General features: G+C 75.6%; 11 protein-coding genes. All 11 read right to left on the minus strand.

Annotated features, from left to right (window positions below):
* Positions 1–134: 134 nt before the first annotated feature.
* The 11 genes from pyrF to DYI95_RS10210 all read right to left on the minus strand — a co-directional run bounded on the left by pyrF (position 135) and on the right by DYI95_RS10210 (position 17676).
* Positions 135–989, minus strand: a complete 855-nt coding sequence (gene pyrF / locus DYI95_RS10160) for an orotidine-5'-phosphate decarboxylase (RefSeq protein WP_116899922.1) — start codon at positions 987–989, stop codon at positions 135–137.
* A complete protein-coding gene (locus tag DYI95_RS10165) occupies positions 986–1921 on the minus strand; it encodes a dihydroorotate dehydrogenase (protein WP_116899921.1) in 936 nt (311 codons plus the stop codon). Before DYI95_RS10165 ends, pyrF begins: the two co-directional genes overlap by 4 nt.
* Positions 1918–3360 (minus strand): hypothetical protein, encoded by a 1443-nt coding sequence (locus DYI95_RS10170; protein WP_116899920.1) that lies wholly within the window; start codon positions 3358–3360, stop codon positions 1918–1920. Before DYI95_RS10170 ends, DYI95_RS10165 begins: the two co-directional genes overlap by 4 nt.
* Positions 3357–6902: a carbamoyl-phosphate synthase large subunit gene (gene carB, locus DYI95_RS10175; RefSeq protein WP_116899919.1), complete on the minus strand. Its 3546-nt coding sequence runs from the start codon at positions 6900–6902 to the stop codon at positions 3357–3359. The genes DYI95_RS10170 and carB overlap by 4 nt, the downstream gene beginning before the upstream one ends.
* The gene (locus DYI95_RS10180; protein WP_116899918.1) at positions 6895–8460 is read right to left on the minus strand and encodes a carbamoyl phosphate synthase small subunit; all 1566 of its coding nucleotides are present in this window, start codon (positions 8458–8460) and stop codon (positions 6895–6897) included. Before DYI95_RS10180 ends, carB begins: the two co-directional genes overlap by 8 nt.
* A gap of 164 nt (positions 8461–8624) precedes the next feature.
* Positions 8625–10073, minus strand: a complete 1449-nt coding sequence (locus tag DYI95_RS10185; RefSeq protein ID WP_116899917.1) for a dihydroorotase — start codon at positions 10071–10073, stop codon at positions 8625–8627.
* Positions 10073–11473 (minus strand): aspartate carbamoyltransferase catalytic subunit, encoded by a 1401-nt coding sequence (locus tag DYI95_RS10190; RefSeq protein WP_116899916.1) that lies wholly within the window; start codon positions 11471–11473, stop codon positions 10073–10075. Before DYI95_RS10190 ends, DYI95_RS10185 begins: the two co-directional genes overlap by 1 nt.
* A 281-nt stretch (positions 11474–11754) precedes the next feature.
* Complete coding sequence (locus DYI95_RS10195; protein ID WP_116899915.1) at positions 11755–14043, minus strand: heavy metal translocating P-type ATPase; 2289 nt, start codon at positions 14041–14043, stop codon at positions 11755–11757.
* 2 nt (positions 14044–14045) lie between these two features.
* Positions 14046–14441 carry a metalloregulator ArsR/SmtB family transcription factor gene (locus tag DYI95_RS10200; protein ID WP_116899914.1) on the minus strand — a complete coding sequence of 132 codons (396 nt, stop codon included), beginning with the start codon at positions 14439–14441 and terminating at the stop codon, positions 14046–14048.
* A 239-nt stretch (positions 14442–14680) separates the two neighbouring features.
* The gene (locus DYI95_RS10205; protein ID WP_116899913.1) at positions 14681–15193 is read right to left on the minus strand and encodes a hypothetical protein; all 513 of its coding nucleotides are present in this window, start codon (positions 15191–15193) and stop codon (positions 14681–14683) included.
* Positions 15194–15543: 350 nt separating this feature from the next.
* Positions 15544–17676: an extracellular solute-binding protein gene (locus tag DYI95_RS10210; RefSeq protein ID WP_116899912.1), complete on the minus strand. Its 2133-nt coding sequence runs from the start codon at positions 17674–17676 to the stop codon at positions 15544–15546.
* Between the last annotated feature and the right edge of the window lie 223 nt (positions 17677–17899).

Genomic DNA, 17899 nt, shown 5'->3' on the forward strand with positions numbered 1-17899 from the left:
GCGCTTCAATACCGCCGGCCACTCCGGCACGTCCCGCCGCACCGGAGTCTCCGGCCGATCCACCGCCTCCGGCCCGTTCGCCCCCGGTCGCCCCACGCCGGGACGCCCTGGGCTCTTCCACGGTCATGCCTGGCTCACCTCTTCGTTGCCGCCCGGTCGGTGGCCGGCCCAATTCCCGCCGGCATCCCGGCAGCGCCCGCAGTAGGGTCTTGTGCAGGGTTGCCGGCGGCTCCGGCCGCGCCCGCCGGTCCACCGGCCCCGGCTCGCTCCACCTCGGCGGCGATGGCCTCCAGGGCCGCCCGGGGATCGGCGGCTTCCGTGACCGGGCGCCCCACCACCAGGTAGTCGGCGCCCGCCGCCACGGCCTCCCCCGGTGTGGCCACCCGCCGCTGGTCTGCCGCCGGCGCCCCCGAGGGACGGATGCCGGGTGTCACCAGCACCATGCCCGGGCCCAGCACCCGGCGGGCCGCCGCCAGGTCCACCGGCGCGCAGACGATCCCGTCAAGCCCCCAGGCCCGGGCCCGTTCCGCCCGCCGCACCACCTCGGCGGCCAGGGGCAAGGCGGTGCCCGCCGCCTCCCGCAGCGCCCCTTCGTCCAGGCTGGTGAGGACCGTCACCCCCACCAGGAGGGGGCGCGGGCAGCCGGCAGCGGCGGCCCCTTCAGCGGCCCCTTCCACCGCCGCCCGCACCATGTCCGCCCCGCCCGCCGTGTGGACGGTGATCATCCACGCGCCCCGGGCGGCCAGGGCGCGGGCGGCCCTGAACACGGTGTGGGGGATGTCGTGCAGCTTGGCGTCGGCGAAAACCCGCAGCCCCTGGCCGGCCAGGCGATCGATCCAGCCGGCCCCCAGGGCGTAGAGCATCTCCAGGCCCACCTTGAACGCGCATCCCGACGGGGCCAGGCGCCGGACCAGCTCCTCCGCCCGCCCGGCGTCGGCCACGTCCAGGGCCACCACCAGGCGCCCCGCCGGAGCCACCTCGACCATCATCCCGCTCCCTCCTGCCCGCGGCCGTGGGCCCGGCCGGTGAGCCGGGCCGCGTCCAGGCCCCTGGCCGCCAGGATCGCCGCCAGTTCGTCCAGCACCCGCACCGGGGCCAGGGGGTCGGCCAGGGCCGCCGTGCCCACGGCCACCGCTGCCGCGCCCGCCAGCATAAGCTCGGCCGCGTCCCGGCCCGTCACCACGCCGCCCATACCCAGAATGGGGACCCGCAGCCGGCGGTACGCCTCCCAGATCCAGTACACGGCGACGGGCCGGATGGCCGGGCCCGACAGCCCGCCCCCCACCGTGGCCAGCACCGGCCGCTCCGTGTCCACGTCGACGGCGGCGCCCCGCAGGGTGTTGATCAGCGAGAGCCCGTCGGCCCCCGCCTCCATCACCGCCGCGGCCACCTCCAGGAGCCGGCCGCCCTCCGGCGACAGCTTGACCAGCAGGGGCCGCCGGGTCACCCGGCGCACCTGGCGCACCAGGGCCGCCGCCGTGGCCGGATCCCGGCCGAACTCGAGCCCTCCCGCCTTGATGTTGGGGCAGGAGAGGTTGAGCTCCAGGGCGTCGACGCCCGCGGCATCCAGCCGGCGGGCCACGGCCGCGTACTCATCCGCCGTCCGGCCCACCACGTTGGCGATGACCGGTACCGCCAGGCGGCGCAACCAGGGCAGGTCGTGGGCGACGAAGTGGTCCACGCCCGGGTTCTGCAGGCCGATGGCGTTGAGAAGGCCCGCCGGCGTTTCCACCGCCCGGGGCGGCGGGTTGCCGGGCCAGGGTTCGAGACTCAGCCCCTTGACGGTCACCGCCCCCAGCCGGTCCAGGGGGTAGAACTCGGCCGCCTCACGGCCGTAGCCGAAGGTGCCCGCCGCGGTGACCACCGGGTTCTTCAGCACCAGGGAGCCGAGGCGCACTTCCAGGGAGGGAACCGGGTTCATCCCAAGATCACCTCCCGCGCCGGAAACCAGCGCCCTTCCCGGCAGGCCCGGGCGTACCGCACGGTCCCGGCGGGGCCGTGCAGGGACACGGCGCAGCCCAGGCACACCCCGTACCCGCAGGGCATGTAGGCGTCGACGACGAGAAAGCCTTCCGCCGCCGTGCCCTCCAGCGCTGCCTGCACGCCGCGCAGGAAGGGGGCAGGGCCGGCCGCCACCACGCGGCCGGGGCCCGCCGCGCCGGCCAGGGCCGGATGGGCGCGCAAGGCCTCCAGCCAGGTCCGGCCGCCTCCCGCCTCCTCCCCGCCGGAGGAACCCGGCCAGAAGCCGGAGGAACCGGCCCAGAAGGCGAGGGGCGGCGCCGCCGGCGAAAGCCCGTTCCACACCGCCTCCAGCGCCGCTGCGGGATCGCCCCCGGCGCCGGCCGGTACCGGTGCCCGGCGCAACGGGCCCGGGGGCGGCACCGGCGGCTGGGGGGGCCGGGGCTCGATCACGCTGGCCACCGTCACCGGCACGCCAGCCGCCTGGGCCCGGGCGGCAAGGAGCCGCAGGGCCAGCACCTGCCAGCCGGGCGCCACCAGCAGCAGGGGGCGCGGCGCTGCGGCGCCCGGCCAGCACCGGGGATCCGAGGGCGCTCCGGTGCCCGGTGTGCGCCCGGGGTCCGCTGGCTGCGGGGTGGCCGGCTCGCACCAGGGCTCGGCCGGCTTGGCGGCACCCGGCCTGCGCCGCGGATCGGCCGGCGCTCCGGTGCCTGGCGTGCACCGGGGGTCCGACGGCGCCGCGGCGTCCGGCCTGCACCCGGGCTCCGGCCCCGCTGCCGTTCCGGCCGCTGCCGCTGAGGCCTCCGCCGCCGCCCGGCCGCCTGCCGTCCAGCCCGCCGGAGCCGGCCGCCCCAGGGGCCCCACCACCACGAGCCCGGCGCCCGGCGGCAGGGAGGCCAGGGCCGCGGTGGCCGGCCCGATGACCCGGTAGACCAGGGTGATGCGGCCCCTTTCCGCGTCGGCCCCGGCCACGGAAAAGGGGCGACCCAGGAAGGGGCGCCCCACGATTCCGCCCGCCGCCACGGGCGGCCGCATCCCCGGCCCGGGGCCGCCGGTCTCCCCGGCGTACCCCGAGGGCCCCGAAGCCCTCGAACCGCCGGGGTCCCCGGCGGTGCCCCCGGAGCCCCCAGTGCCGCCAGCGAAGCCGCTGGTCCCGCCCGCCGGCTCCGCCTCCGGCACCGGTGGCAGCGGGCTGCCGGCCGGGAGCGGCCAGCCGGCTGCGGGGACCAGCACCTGGACGAACTGCAGCGGCTCGACCCGCCGGGCCAGGGCCGGCTCGGCCAGCGTGGTCATGGCGATGCCCGGCGCCACCCACCGGGTCTCCACCACCCGGGCCAGGGCGCGGCAGGGAGAAAACCCGCCGCCCTGGAGGCCTGTGCATGGTTCCGCAGCCCGGCTCACCGCCGCTCCCTCCCCGCCCGGAAGGCCTGAACCGTCCCGGGGACCTGGGGGCCCGCTCGCCCGTCGCGGTGCGCTCCGCCACCCGCCCCGCCGCCGGCCACCGCCGGGCCGTGCCCCGCCGTGGCCCCCGGCGCCCCGGCGCCGGGCCGGTTCCCGCCGGCCGCCACGGGCTTGAGGTCCTGCAAGGCGCGGACCTGGGCCGCCAGGGCCCGCCGGTCGGGCTGGTGCATCAGCACCTCCACCAGGGCCGCGGCGGTATCCAGGGAGGTCAGGCAGGGGATGCCCCGCTCCACCGCCGCCCGCCGGATGCGGAACCCGTCCCGCTGGGGATCGCGGCCCTGGGTCAGGGTGTTGATCACCAGGCGCACCCGGCCGTCCCGCAGGGCATCCAGCAGCGGCGTCCGGGACGGGCCGGGGGCCGGTTCGTCCGGCGGGGCGGCCGAGAGCTTGGGCAAAACCGTGGCCTCCAGGCCCGCCGCCGCCAGGGCGGCCGCGGTTCCGGGGGTGGCGTAGAGCCGGTAACCGGCCGCCGCCAGGCGCCGGGCCAGTTCCACCGCCGCCGGCTTGTCCGGGTCCGCCACGGTCAGCAGCACCCCCTGCCCCGGGTCGGGCAGCTTCATCCCCGCCGCCAGCAAGCCGCGGGCCAGGGCGCCTTCCAGGGTCGCGTCGATTCCCATCACCTCGCCGGTGGACTGCATCTCCGGGCCCAGGGAGGGGTCGACCCCGGGCAGCTTGTTCCAGGAGAAGACCGGCAGCTTGACCGCCACGTGCTCGGGCGGCGGCAGGAGGCCCGTCCGCCAGCCCAGGCCGGCCAGGCGCTGGCCCAGGGCGGCCCGGGTGGCCAGCTCCGCCAGGGGCACGCCCGTCGCCTTGGTGATGAAGGGCACCGTGCGGCTGGCCCGGGGGTTGACCTCGAGCACGTAGAGCGTCCGGCCGTCCCAGACGAACTGCAGGTTGATCACCCCGCGCACCTCCAGGGCCCGGGCCAGGGCCACCGTGGCGGCCTCCACCTGGGCCAGCACCGCCGCCGGCACCCCGGGGGCGGGCACCACGGCGATGGAATCGCCGGAGTGGACCCCCGCCCGCTCGATGTGGCGCATCACCGCGGGGATCACCACCGTCTCCCCGTCGGCCACCGCGTCGACCTCCAGCTCCATGCCGGCGATGTAGCGGTCGATCCAGACGGGCCGGTCGCCCGCCACCCGGGCGGCCGTTTCCAGGTAGGCGGCCAGTTCCTCCGGCGAGGAGGCCACCTGCATGGCCCGCCCGCCCAGGACGTAAGAGGGCCGGACGATCACCGGGTAGCCGATGCGCTCCGCCGCGGCCATGGCCTCCGCCACCGAGCGGGCCGCCGCCCCCGGCGGCCGCTGGAGGCCCAGCCGGGCCAGCAACTGGTCGAACCGCTCCCGGCTTTCCGCCACGTCCACCGACTCGGGGGCGGTCCCCAGGATGGGCACGCCCGCTGCCGCCAGGGGGGCCACCAGGTTGACGGCCGTCTGGCCGCCGAACTGGGCCAGGACCCCCACGGGCTGCTCCAGGTCCAGCACGTTGCGCACGTCTTCCGGGGTCAGGGGCTCGAAGTAGAGCCGGTCCGCGGTGTCGAAGTCGGTGCTCACCGTCTCCGGGTTGTTGTTGACGATCACCGCCCGGTAGCCCAGGGCCCGCAGGGTCCGCACGGCGTGGACGGCGCTGTAGTCGAACTCGATGCCCTGGCTGATACGGATGGGCCCCGCGCCCAGCACCACCACCACCGGCCGGTCGCCGTCGGCCGCCCGGCGCTCGCCGGCTTCGTCGGCCTCCCCGTGGGTGGAGTAGAAGTAGGGGGTCAGCGCCTCGAACTCGGCCGCACAGGTGTCGACCATCTTGTACCCGGGGCGCAGGCCGGCGGCCCGCCGCGCCTGCCGCACCGCCTCTTCCGACGAGCCCGCGAGCTCGGCGATGCGCCGGTCGGTCAGGCCCAGGCGCTTGGCCTCAAGGAGCAGGTCCGGGGGGACCGGCGGGGCCCCGGCGCCCGGGGCGGCGGCAGGAACTGCCCGCCGCCCCGCGTCCCGCAGCCGCTCCTCCAGCGCCACCACCCGGGCGATGCGGTGCAGGAAGAACCGGTCGATGCCCGTCCAGGCATGGAGCTCCTCCACGCTGCGGCCCCCGCGCAGCGCCTCCGCCAGGAGGAACAGGCGCCGGTCGTCGCCCTCCCGGATGGCCGCCTCCAGGGCCCGTTCGTCCAGCTGGCGCGCCTCGGGCCACTCCAGGGCGTCCACCCCGATCTCCAGGGAGCGCACCGCCTTGAGCAGGGCGCCCTCGAAGCTGCGGTCGATGGCCATGACCTCGCCCGTGGCCTTCATCTGGGTCCCCAGGCGCCGGTCGGCGGTGGCGAACTTGTCGAAGGGCCAGCGGGGGATCTTGACCACCACGTAATCCAGAGCCGGCTCGAAGAGGGCCGAGGTGCCGGTGATGGGGTTGCGGATCTCGTCCAAGCGCCGGCCCAGGGCCACCCGGGCCGCCACCTTGGCGATGGGGTAGCCCGTCGCCTTGGAGGCCAGGGCGCTGGAGCGGCTGACCCGCGGGTTCACCTCGATGACCCGGTACTCCGCCCCGTCGGGCCGCAGGGCCAGCTGGACGTTGCAGCCCCCTTCCACGCCGATGGCGCCGACGATGCGCAGGGAGGCCGAGCGCAGCCGCTGCAGCTGCCGGTCGGTCAGGGTGAGAGCCGGCGCCACCACGATGCTGTCGCCGGTGTGGACGCCCACGGGGTCCACGTTCTCCATGCTGCAGATGGCGATGGCGTTGCCCGCCCCGTCGCGGATGACCTCGAACTCGATCTCCTTCCAGCCCAGCAGGCTCTCTTCCAGCAGCACCTGGCCGATGGGGCTGGCCGCCAGGCCGCGGTCGACCAGGGCCGCCAGCTCGGCCTCGTTGCGGGCGATGCCGCCGCCGGTGCCGCCCAGGGTGTAGCCGGGCCGGGCGATGACGGGGAAGCCCACCCGCCGGGCGAAGGCCAGGGCCTCCTCGTAGGAGCGGACGATGGTGCTCTGGGGCACCGGCTCGCCGATGGCCAGCATCAGCTCCTTGAAGGCCTCTCGGTCTTCCGCCCGCTGGATCGCCTCGGGCGGCGTCCCGAGCAGCTGGACCCCATAGCGCTCCAGCACCCCTGCCCGCACCAGCTCCATGGCCAGATTGAGGCCCACCTGCCCACCCAGGGTGGGCAGCAGGGCGTCGGGCCGCTCGCGCCGGATCACCGCCTCGGCGAACTCGGCCGTCAGGGGCTCCACGTAGATGCGGTCGGCGGTGCCGGGGTCGGTCATCACCGTGGCGGGGTTGGAGTTGAGCAGGACCACCTCCAGGCCCTCTTCCTTGAGGGCCCGGCAGGCCTGGGTGCCGGAGTAGTCGAACTCGGCCGCCTGGCCGATGATGATGGGCCCCGAGCCGATGACCAGCACCTTGCGCACCGCCGCGGGTGCCCGGCCCGGGTCCCGGCCCGCGCCGGCCGAGGCGGTCCGCACGGGGGCTGCCGGCAGGGGGTGGGTCGGTAGGGGGTCAGTCACCGGCCAGCCCTCCTTCCCGCGCCACCAGGACGGGCTCGCCCCGCCCGGCCGCCGCCCGCGGCGGCACAGGCCCTACCCGGCGTAAGAACTCGGCCAGCAGCGGCGCCGCGTCCCGCGGGCCGGGGGCAGCCTCGGGGTGGAACTGCAGGCCCCGCACCCGCAGGTGGGGGTGGCAGAGGCCCTCCACCGTGCCGTCGTTGACGTTGATGTGGGTCACCACCAGTCCCGCCGCCTCCAGGGATTCGGCGTCCAGGGCATAGCCGTGGTTCTGGGAGGTCATGAACACCCGCCCGTCGCCCTGACCGGAACCCGGCCAGGCCGCCGCGGCGATCTCCTTCACGGGGTGGTTGGCGCCGCGGTGGCCGAAGGGCAGCTTGTAAGCCCGGGCGCCGAAGGCCAGCCCCAGCAGCTGGTGGCCCAGGCAGATGCCGAAGGTGGGAACCGCCTCTGCCAGCCGGCGGACCGTGCCCAGCACCGCGCCCAGGTCCCGCGGGTCCCCCGGCCCGTTGGAAAGGATCACCGCATCGGGCCGCAGGTCCAGGATCTCGCCCGCGGGGGTGAGGGCGGGGACCACCGTCACCCGCCACCCCTGGGACACCAGGGCGCGCAGGATGTTGCGCTTGACGCCGAAGTCCACCAGCACGGCGTGAGGGGGGAGGAACCCGGCGCGGCGGGCGGGCGGGGCGGTCGCCGCGGCCGCCACGCCCCGGGCCGTCCCGCCCGGGGCCGCACCGGCCGGCTTGACCCCGGCAGCCGCGCCCACCCCGGTGATCGCCGCCCCAGGGGCTGCTCCCGCCCCGATGGCTGCCGCCATCCCGGTCACCGGCCCCGCGGCAGAATCGGTCCCCGCCGGCAATCCCGGCACGGCGGTGGCCGCCGGGGCCGGGGCAGGGACCGGTGCGGGGGCCGGCGCCGCGCCCGGGGTCGCCGGTTCGACCCGGTAGACCTGCTGCGTGCCCGCCGTCAGGGCCGTGGGCGGGGTCCAGTCCGCTGCCCGGGCCGCCAGTTCGGCCGTGGCAACCCGCAGGTCCGTGGTCAGCACGCCCCGCAGCGTCCCCCTGCGCCGCAGGTGCAGGGTGAGCGCCCGGGTGTCGAAGCCGTCGGCGGCCGGCACGCCGGACCGGGCCAGATGAGCCGCCAGGGGATGCAACCCAACGGCGCCGGCGTCGAACAGCTCCCGGGCAATGAGCGCCGTGACCCGCGGACCGGCCGACTCGTCTTCATCCTCATGGACGCCGTAATTCCCGACCAGGGGGTAGGTGAGGACCACGATCTGGCCGTCGTAGGAGGGGTCGGACAAAAGCTCCTGGTACCCCGTCATGCTGGTGTTGAACACCACCTCGCCGGTGACGGCCCAGGCGGTCCCTCCGGCATCCGGACCGGACGGGCCGGCGGTCTCGCCGCCGGGGGCGACCACCACCCGGCCGAACCACTGGGTGCCGTCTTCCAGCACCAGCCGGGCCGGCACCACCACTCTGGCAGTGCAGCCGGGGGCACCGGGCTCGCCCTTCGCCTCCGCCGCCCCTGCCTGCTGTAGGCCCAGGCTTCCAGGTTCCATAGGTGCGCCCTCCTTCGCCGGCGGCGCTCCAGGCTTCCGCCTGGAACGGTCACCTTGCCCTGACAAACCCTTGTCCCGGCCATTCATCAAGACAACCCACACCTTTGGGCCCGTTCATTACGTGCCCGTTGTAGACTGCATAAATATACACACAGTCCTCAACATTATACAATCCCGGCCGTCTCCTGGGTCCCCGCGGCCCCCTGGGCCGCGGCTTCGCCGGCTGCCACCGGCACCGGCCCGCCGTCCAGGCGGAACACCACCCGCCCGCCGACCAGGGTGCACACGGCCCGGCCCCGCAGGGCCCAGCCGGCAAAGGGGGTGTTGCGGCCCAAGCTGGCGAACTGCTCGGGATCGACCACCCACCGCCGCTGCGGGTCGATCAGGGTGACGTCGGCGGGGACCCCGGGCTGCAAGGTGCCGCCCGGAAGGCCCAGGATGCGGGCCGGGCCTGCGGCCATGAGCTCCACCAGCCGGGCGGGCGACAGGGGGCGGGGCACCAGGTGGGTGAGCAGAAGGCCCAGGGCCGTCTCCAGGCCCACCACGCCAAAGGCGGCCTCGGGAAAGGGGCAATCCTTGTCCATCCCGTGGTGCGGCGCGTGGTCCGTGGCGATGGCGTCCACCGTGCCGTCGGCCACCGCCTCCAGGAGGGCCTCCCGGTCCCGGCGGGAGCGCAGGGGCGGGTTCATCTTCCAGTGGGGGTGGAACCCGGCCTCGGCCACATCTTCGTCACAGAGCAGCAGGTGGTGGGGCGTGACCTCCACGGTCACGGGGATGCCCCGCGCCTTGCCCCACCGCACCAGGTCCAGGGTCACGGCCGCGCTGGCGTGAAGCACGTGCAGGCGCGCCCCGGCCTGTTCGGCCAGCAAAAGATCCCGGGCCACCATCACCGCTTCGGCCGTGGCGGGGATGCCGGGCATCCCGGCGGCCGCCGCCACGGCGCCCGCATGCATGGCGCCGCCGGCGCTGAGTTCGGGTTCTTCCGCGTGGACCAGCACGGGCAGCCCGGCGGCCGCCGCCCCTTCCAGCACCCGGGCCATCACGCCCGCCCGGGCGATGGGCCGGCCGTCGTCGCTTACCGCCACGGCCCCCGCGGCCTTGAGGGCGGCGTAGGGAGCGGGCTCGTCCCCGGCGAGCCCGCGGGTGGCGGCGGCGACCACGTAGACCCGCACGGCTGCCTCGGCGGCCGCCTTCATGGCCAGCCACTCCACCCGGATGGCATCGTCCAGGGGCGGGCGGGTGTTAGGCATGCAGGCCACCGCGGTGAAGCCCCCTGCCGCGGCGGCCGCTCCCCCTGTGGCCAGCGTCTCCTTGTGGGTCTCCCCGGGGGTGCGCAGGTGGACGTGGGGGTCGATCAACCCGGGCACCACCCACAGCCCCCGGGCATCGAGAACCTGCAGCCCGGCACCGCCGGGATCCGGCTCGCCGGGACCACCGGCCGCGGCGCCGCCGCCCGTACCGGGAAACCCCTTTGCGGCCCGGGCCGCCGCGGGGGCGCCGGGCAAGGGGGGGCCGGCGTAGGCGATGCGCCCTCCGGCGATCACCAGGTCGCCCGGCCCGTCCAGCCCCTGGCTGGGATCGATCAACCGGCCGCCGCGTATCCAGAGGCGCATCAGTGGCCCTCCTCCCTGGTCATGGTCTCGCCCCCGGGAACGAACCCGGCACCGGCCGGGTGTTCTGCGCCCGCCGGTTCGGCCGCCGCGACGGCGCTGGAATCCGGCAGGGCCGGATCGAGGGCCCACTCCAGGACGGCCATGCGCGCCGCCACGCCGAAGCGCACCTGGTCCTCGATGACGCAGCGGGGATCGTCCATCACGGCAGGATCCAGCTCGACCCCGCGGTTCACCGGGCCGGGGTGCATCAGGATGGCATCGGGCCGGGCGCGCTCCAGCTCCCGGGGACCGATGCCCCAGGCGCGCCGGTACTCGCCCAGGTCGGGCACCACCCCGGCCAGCCGCTCCCGCTGGATGCGCAGGGCCATGACCACGTCCGCCCCGTCCAGCGCCGCATCCCGGCTCGGCGTGAGCTTCACTCCCGGGCAGGGCGGGGCCGCAGGCAACAGCCCCGGCGGCCCGCAGAGCCACACCTCGGCCCCCAGCCGGGACAACAGCAGGGCAGCCGACCGCGCCACCCGGCTGTGGCGCACGTCACCCACGATGGCCACCTTGAACCCCGCCGGCCATCCCTTGCGGGTGAGGATGGTGACGGCATCCAGCAGGGCCTGGGTGGGGTGCTCCCCGGTGCCGTCCCCGGCGTTGATCACGGGCACGTCCAGGACCGAGGCCGCGTAGGCGGCCGCTCCCGTCACGGGGTGGCGCAGGATCACGGCGTCAAACCCCAGCGCCTGGCACGTGCGCAGGGTATCCCGCAGGCTCTCCCCCTTCTGGACGCTGCTGCGGCTCACCGGCAGGTCGAAGGCCGCCACGCCCAGCCTGTGGGCGGCCAGGTGGAAGGACTGGGCGGTGCGCGTGCTGTTCTCGTAGAACACCGTGACGACCCGGCGGCCCTGGAGGGACGGCGGCTGATGGCCGGTGCCGGCCCGGTCCCCGCCCCGGGAGTCGGGGGCCCCTGTAGCGGAGCCGGTCACCGCGCCGGCGGCGGCAAGGTCAACCCCCGTATCCCCGGTGGTGCCCACGAGGGCGGCGTAATGGTCAAGGGCGCGGGACAGCAGGTGGAGCAGGTCTGGAGTGGAAAGCTGCGCGATGCCGGTCAGGGAGCGGCAGGAGCGCCGGGCAGGCGGGGCAGGCCGGAGGGGCAGCGGCGGGTCGTGGGGCCTGGACCCCCTGGCTGCCGGCGGAAGGGGAAGAACCGGCGACCCGGCCGGTTCCACCTGCCCCGGCCGGACCGGAGCCGGCGGCGGGGCCGGCCGCGAACCAGGCTGATCGGCCGGAGGCCGCGCCAGGGGCTCCAAAGGGGGTAGGGTGTGGATCCTGCCGGCCGCAGCACCGCCGTTCCCGGGGCGCGGCAGCCGGTCTACGGGGCTCACGGGGTGGGGCGTCGTCCCGGTCCTCACGGTCTCGCCTCCAGATCGCCCCGTCCCGCAGGCACAAAAAAACTTCTTGCCCGCCGGCAAGAAGTCGTGGCAGCTGGCGCGGCCGGCTCGACACCGGACCTGGCTGCGGGCTTGCGCCCGCCAGGGCGGCTCCCGGCCGGGCGGCCGGTTCGACCGCGCCCTGGATGGCTCCTTACCGGCCTCACGGGACCAGTTTAAAGGGGCGTTTTTTGCTCCTGGCGGATGCTATCACGGGACCTGACCCGTGTCAACGACGATTTTTGAACCGAGCACCTGTGGACCTACCGCCGCAGGATCCGGGTGGCGTTGAGCACGGCCAGCAGCGCCACCCCCACGTCGGCAAAGACGGCTTCCCACAGGGTGGCCACGCCCCCGGCGCCCAGGCCGGCGACAATCGCCTTGACCGCCAGCGCCAGGACGATGTTCTGCTGCACCACCCGCCGGGTGGCCCGCGCCACCTTCACCGCCTCCGCCAGGCGGGAGGGGTCATCGTCCATGATCACCACGTCGGCGGCCTCGATGGCCGCATCCGAACCCAAACCGCCCATGGCCACGCCCACCGTCGCCCGGGTCAGCACGGGCGCGTCGTTGATGCCGTCACCGGCAAAGGCGACCGCCGGACGGGAGCTGCGCCCGCGGCCACCCCCGCTGCCCTGCCGCCGCCAGCCGCCCGCCGGGGCCCGGCCCGGCGGCTCCAGCCTCTCTTCCAGCGCGGCCAGAGCCGCGACCTTCTCCTCCGGCAAAAGCCCGGCGCGGACCTCATCGAGGCCCAGCTGGGCCGCCACGGCCCGGGCGGCCGCCGGGGCATCCCCCGTCAGCATGACCTGGCGCCGGACGCCCAGCCGGCGCAGGCTGCGCACCGCCGCAGGCGCCCCCGGCTTGAGGCGGTCGGCGATGACGATCCGGCCCGCCAGGCGGCCGTCCACCGCCACCAGCACCGTGGTCCCCTGGGTAGCGGGCGCACCGGCCGTCTCCCCGACCTCCGGCGCCAGGCAGGGAGTCAGGTCCGCGGCGATCCCCTCCTCCCGCAAAAAGCGAGGGCTGCCCGCCACCACCAGATGCCCGTCGACCCGAGCCCGGACCCCGCCACCGGCCCGCTCCCAAGCCTCCCTTACTCGCCTCCCGTCCAGGGGCTGGCCGTACGCCCGGGCCAGGGCTCGGGCGATGGGATGGCCGGAGTGGAGTTCGGCGTGGGCCGCCAGCTCCAGCATCCGGCCAGGCGGGACCGGCGCGCCGGCAACCCCGGCCACCTCGACCACCTCGAACTCGCCCCGGGTGAGGGTGCCGGTCTTGTCCCACACCATGGTGTCGAGCCGGGCTAGGGCGTCCAGAAAGTGGGCGCCCTTGACCAGAATGCCGCGGCGCGAGGCTGCGCCCAGGCCGGCGAAGTACCCCAGCGGCACCGACAGCACCAGGGCGCAGGGACAGGCGATGACGAGCAGCACCAGGGCGCGACGGAGCCAGAGGTCCCAGGCGGCGCCGGGCAGAACCAGCGGCGGCACCACGGCCAGCAGCGCAGCCGCCGCCACCACCGCCGGCGTGTAGTAGCGGGCGAAGGTGGTGATGAACCGCTCCGTGGGGGCCTTGCGGGCCGCCGCCTCCTCGACCAGCGAGAGGATGCGGGCTACCTGGGAATCGGCGTAGGGCCGGCTGACCTGGACGGCCAGCGCCCCGTCACCGTTCACCATGCCCGCCAGCACGGTGGCGCCGGGTTCGACCCGCCGCGGCACCGGCTCGCCCGTCAGGGCGGAGGCATCGACGAAGGATTCCCCCTCCACCACGCGGCCGTCCAGGGGGATGCGGTCGCCAGGCCGCACCACGATGGTTTCGCCCACCGACACCTGGGCGGGGTCCACCACCTCCACCCGGCCACCCCGCCGCACCCGAGCCTGCCGGGGCCGCAGGTCCAGCAGCGCCCGGATGGACCGGCGCGACCGCCGGACGGCCAGGTCCTGAACGAACTCGCCGGCGGTGTAAAACAGCATGACGGCGGCCGCTTCGGCCAGCTCGCCCATGGCGATGGCGCCGGCCGTGGCCAGGGTCATGAGGAAGTTCTCATCGAACAGCCGGCCGTGCCGCAGGTTGCGGAGCGCCTGCCCGATGACGCCGTAGCCCGTGGCGGCGTAGACCGCCAGCAGCATGGCCCCGGGCAGCCAGGAAGGGATCCCTGCCGGTTCCGTCGTCTCCAGCCCGAGCGCCGCCAGGAAGACCAGGGCCGCCCCGGCAAGGCCGGCCAGCCGCCGCGCGGCTCCGGTGTCCCGCGGTTCCTGCCGGGCTCGCTGGTGGGGATCCCTCGGTGCGGGCGCTTCCTCCGCCGGGTGGCCGGGGGATGCGGCGCCGGCCTCTTGAGCCTGCAGGCGGGCGCCGGGTTCGACCCGGGCAATGACGGCCCGGGCCCGGTCCACCTGGCCGGGCGGGAGCAGGACGGTGGCCGTGGCGTAGCTGACGGTGGCCCCTTCCAGTCCCGGTTCGCGCCGCAGCGCCTCTTCGATGCGCTGGGCGCAGCGGGCGCAATCCATCCCTTCCAGGGTATAGGCCCGCAGCCGGGCCGGCCGCACCGGGGTCGCCATCCTCACCGCTCCTCGGCGTAGTGTTCCTGGGCTACCTGGATGAGGCGCAGCACGTGGTCGTCGGCCAGGGAGTAGTAGACGTTGCGCCCCTCCCGCCGGCTCCTGACCAGGCGCATGGCCTTGAGCAGCCGCAGGTGGTGGGAGACGGCGGGCAGGGACAGGTCCAGAACGGCCGCCAGGTCGCAGACGCACAGCTCGCTCAGGGACAAGAGGTACAGGATGCGGGTGCGGGTCTCGTCGGCCAGCGCCTGAAACAGGCCGGCCAGGCCGGCCACCTCGGTCACGCGGGCGCGCAGGACCGCCACCTGGTCTCCATGGGGTTCGAAGCGGGCGCAGGTCGCTTCCGCGCCGGCCGGCTCGCCGGTTCCCGCCCAGGTGGATTCCCTGAGGGCGTCCATCCCGCCACCTCCCGCCGGGCATCCCGGTCCGCACCCGGGGTCGTCGCCGGGGCGCGGCCGGAATCGAGAGCACAAGGATCGAGATCAAAAAACGGTATCACGATTCCACAACTGTTTAATCGTTGTTCACGGTAAGGGTATGCCGCGGCGCCGGCCGGCGTCAACGGTCACCGCGCCCGGTGAAGTCAACGGTTACCGTGGCGAGGAAGAACGGGCGGGCCCAGTGGGAGCTCTGCCCATCACACCCTGAGCGGCCGGTGGCCGCCCGGGTTGCGGGCGATGCGGGCGAAATAGAAGCGGTGCAGGTCGCCTTCCCGCTGGTGGGCGCAGCGCAGGCCGAGGCGGGTGGCGATGCGCTCGAACTGGCCGTAATAGAAGGCATGCCACTGGTCGCGGTCGATCCCGAAGGCCGCCAGAAGGTCGCCGTCTTCGGGCGGCGGCTCCAGCTCGAGGCAGGCGATGCCGCCCTCCTCCCGGACGGTGACCACCCGGTCGCCACCCGCGGTAACCATCTGGGCCAGCGCCTGGGCAAACTCGATGCCCGAGCACCGCCGCAAGGGCCCCCAGGTCTGGGCCACCTGGTCACCCAGGTAGCGGGCCAGGGACTCCGGCGAATCGCCCCGCTCCCGGGCATAGCGCAAGAACAGCATCAGATACCCCCGCAGGTTGGCGCGGGCGATGAGGAGCTGCTGTTCCAGCACCGTCGGCTCGGGCCGGCCGTCCGGGGCACCGGCACCGGGATGGGCGTCCAAGGCGTCACCTGCGGCCGGAACGGGCCTGGGCGGGGCCCCGCTCCAGGTGGTCGAGCCAGGCGCTTTCGCCAGGCGGTCAGGCCCGGGCGCACACGCCGGCCGGATCAACCCGGCCGCCTTCCCATTGTAAACCACCCCGGCCCCCGGCATGTACACGGCCCACGGACACGGCGGCGCCCGTCCCGCTGCACGGGGCAACCCCCAGGGCCCGCAGCCCGGATCGAGAACCGCATCCGGGAGATGCAGCCCGCCCGTTGTATAGGCCATGCCGTTTTACCCGTGCCGTTTTGCCGTTTTAGAGACCCTTGTTATAGACCCTTGGCTGTCGGCTCGTCACGGCTCTGGCAGCGTCAGCGCCGGGAAGGTGGTTCGCCGGGTTCCCCGCGATCGTCCTCCCCGCTGCCGTCCCCCTGGGGCGCCGCGGCCCCGCCCCAGGACTGGATCACCTGGGACGCCCCGGCCTTGCCCGCCCAGAAGGCGGCCAGCGGCGGGCGAACCTGCCGCGCCACATCCCGGTGCTCAGGCCCCGGCGCACCGGGGGCTGTGGGGTAGGTGACGGCCATGCGCTGCCAGCGGCCCCGGGCGTTCTGGTTCCATACGCCCAGCGCCAGGTGCTCCAGCTGCTGCCGGTAGACCGCCGGCAGGGGGCTGGTAGCCCGCCAGGCGGCCAGGGAGGTGACATCGGCCGGTACCGCCAGCAGCCGGCGGGTGAGCACGTCGGTGCGCCAGCGGCTGAGGAACCGGGCCAGCTCGACGGCCGCTTGCGTGTGATCGTCGCCCCGGTACCGGTTCTGCCGGAAGACCATGAGTCCCCCGGTTTCCAGCAAGGCCGGCCGCGGCGCTCCTGCGGGAACGGGCGGCGGCAAGAGCACCAGCCCGTCGAAGCCGGGTGGAACCAGCGGGTCCAGGCGCCGGGGATCCGCCGGGTCCGGGATGCCGCCCACCAGGCGGCCGCCGGCATCGACCCGCGGAGCCGGAGGAACGGGCCAGCGCTCGGGGACGGCGGAGGTACCGCTACCGCGGTCCGCCACCAGAGGCGGCACCGCCACCACCCCGGGCCGGGGGGCCGGTTCCTCCGGCTGGCGCGGCACCAGGCCGGCATAACGCTCCAGCAGCCAGCGGGCCAGGGCCGGGGTGAACCCGCCGGCGGGTCCCGCCAGGTCGCCCTCGGCCAGCCACTCCGCCACCCCGTCGCCTGCTACGGCGTGCAGCCGCTGCTGGGACCGAAGCCGCTCCAGCCACGCCAGAGCCGCCCGGCCCTCCGGTCCCGCCCAGATCACGGCGCCCGAGGGCGCTAGAGGCGCCGCCAGGCCGCGTACCCGCAGGAGCTGCTCCAGGGGCAGATCCGGCCGGGCTGCCCACAGGGTGAGGACGGGCCGGTCTCCCGGCGATGGGGGTTCCGGCGGCTGCGATGCCGGTGGCTGCGATCCCTGCGCCCGGCCTGCCGGTGCCTCGCCCGCTCCGGCCGCGCCCGAATCACCGGCTGAGGGCGGGCCCGCCAGCCCGGCCAGGCGATCGACATCGGCATACGTCCAGCCCGCCAGCAGCAGCGCGTTGGGGTCGAGTCCCGCCGCCCGCAGCCGGGCCGCAGCCACCCACCAGGTGTGGGGCGCCACCCAGCGGGGCCAGACCCAGCTGCGCCGGTCCGCCTGGTAGAGCAGCAGCGCCGTGGGGTTGTACCAGCGGCGCTCGGCCCGGCTGAGGTAGGGGTCCAGCGGCACCTGGAGGGGGTGGCGCACCAGCAGGGCGCTGCCCCACCCGCCGAAGACGTCGGGCGGCTTGCCGTCGGCCAGGGCCCGCTGCAGGCGGTCCTGCGCCTCGGAGGCAGGGATCCACTCCACCCGCACCCGGATGTTGGGGAACTGGCGGGCGAAGGCCGCCAGGGCCTGCTGGAGGTACTCGCGGTGGGTGAAAGGACCCGGCTCCGCAAGGGGTGGAACCGGCGGCGGGCCGCCCCGCCGGCCGGGTTCGGCTCCCGCCCCTAGCCCGGCTTCGGAGGAAGGAGAAGAGCCGGACTCGCCCGCTCCCGGTGGCGCCGTGGGGCCGGGCTGCCCCGCCGCGCCGGACGGGCCGGGGGAGCCGGCCGCGCCGGCGGGGTTTTGTCCGGCGGGAGGCTGGGCCGGAACCGGTTCCGCCGAGCCGGTTCCAGGACCGCCGGCTGCGCTGAAGCCGCCCCCCGGTCCTGCGGCGCCCGGGGCCCGGGGCTCGGGGCTGGGTCCTCCGGGCAGCCGCAGGGGATCGGGCAGGACGGCCACGGGCATCTCCGTCTCCCAGAGCACAATCTCGTAGGTCTTACCGGGGTCCAGAGGGACGGGACGGTACCTGGCCCAGGGATCACCCTGGCGCTGCCGCCAGAGGGCGAGGGCCCCGGCGGCTACCACCAGCAGGGCCGCCACCCCGATCACCAGGGCCAGGCGCTGCCAGCGTTGCCGCCCGGCGGGTGGCCCCCCAGGCGTCTGGCGCCGGTTCGTCCGCGGTGGCATGGTCTCTCCCCCCGTGCGCGGTCCTCTCGTTCCCTACGGCTCTGGCCCCGCTACCAAGATGGCGGCGGCGATGCCCCAAGCCTCCGCCCCGCTCCCCAGCAGGATGGTGGCGGCGATCTCCTACGGCACCGGTCCCGCCGGCCACTGAATGGCAGGGCGATCTCCCGGCCGCCCCGGGCCGGCCGCGCCTTTCGCGGCCGTTACGGCCGGAAGCCGCGACGGC

The sequence above is a fragment of the Thermaerobacter sp. PB12/4term genome, assembly GCF_003403315.2.
Taxonomy (GTDB): Bacteria; Bacillota; Sulfobacillia; order Thermaerobacterales; family Thermaerobacteraceae; genus Thermaerobacter.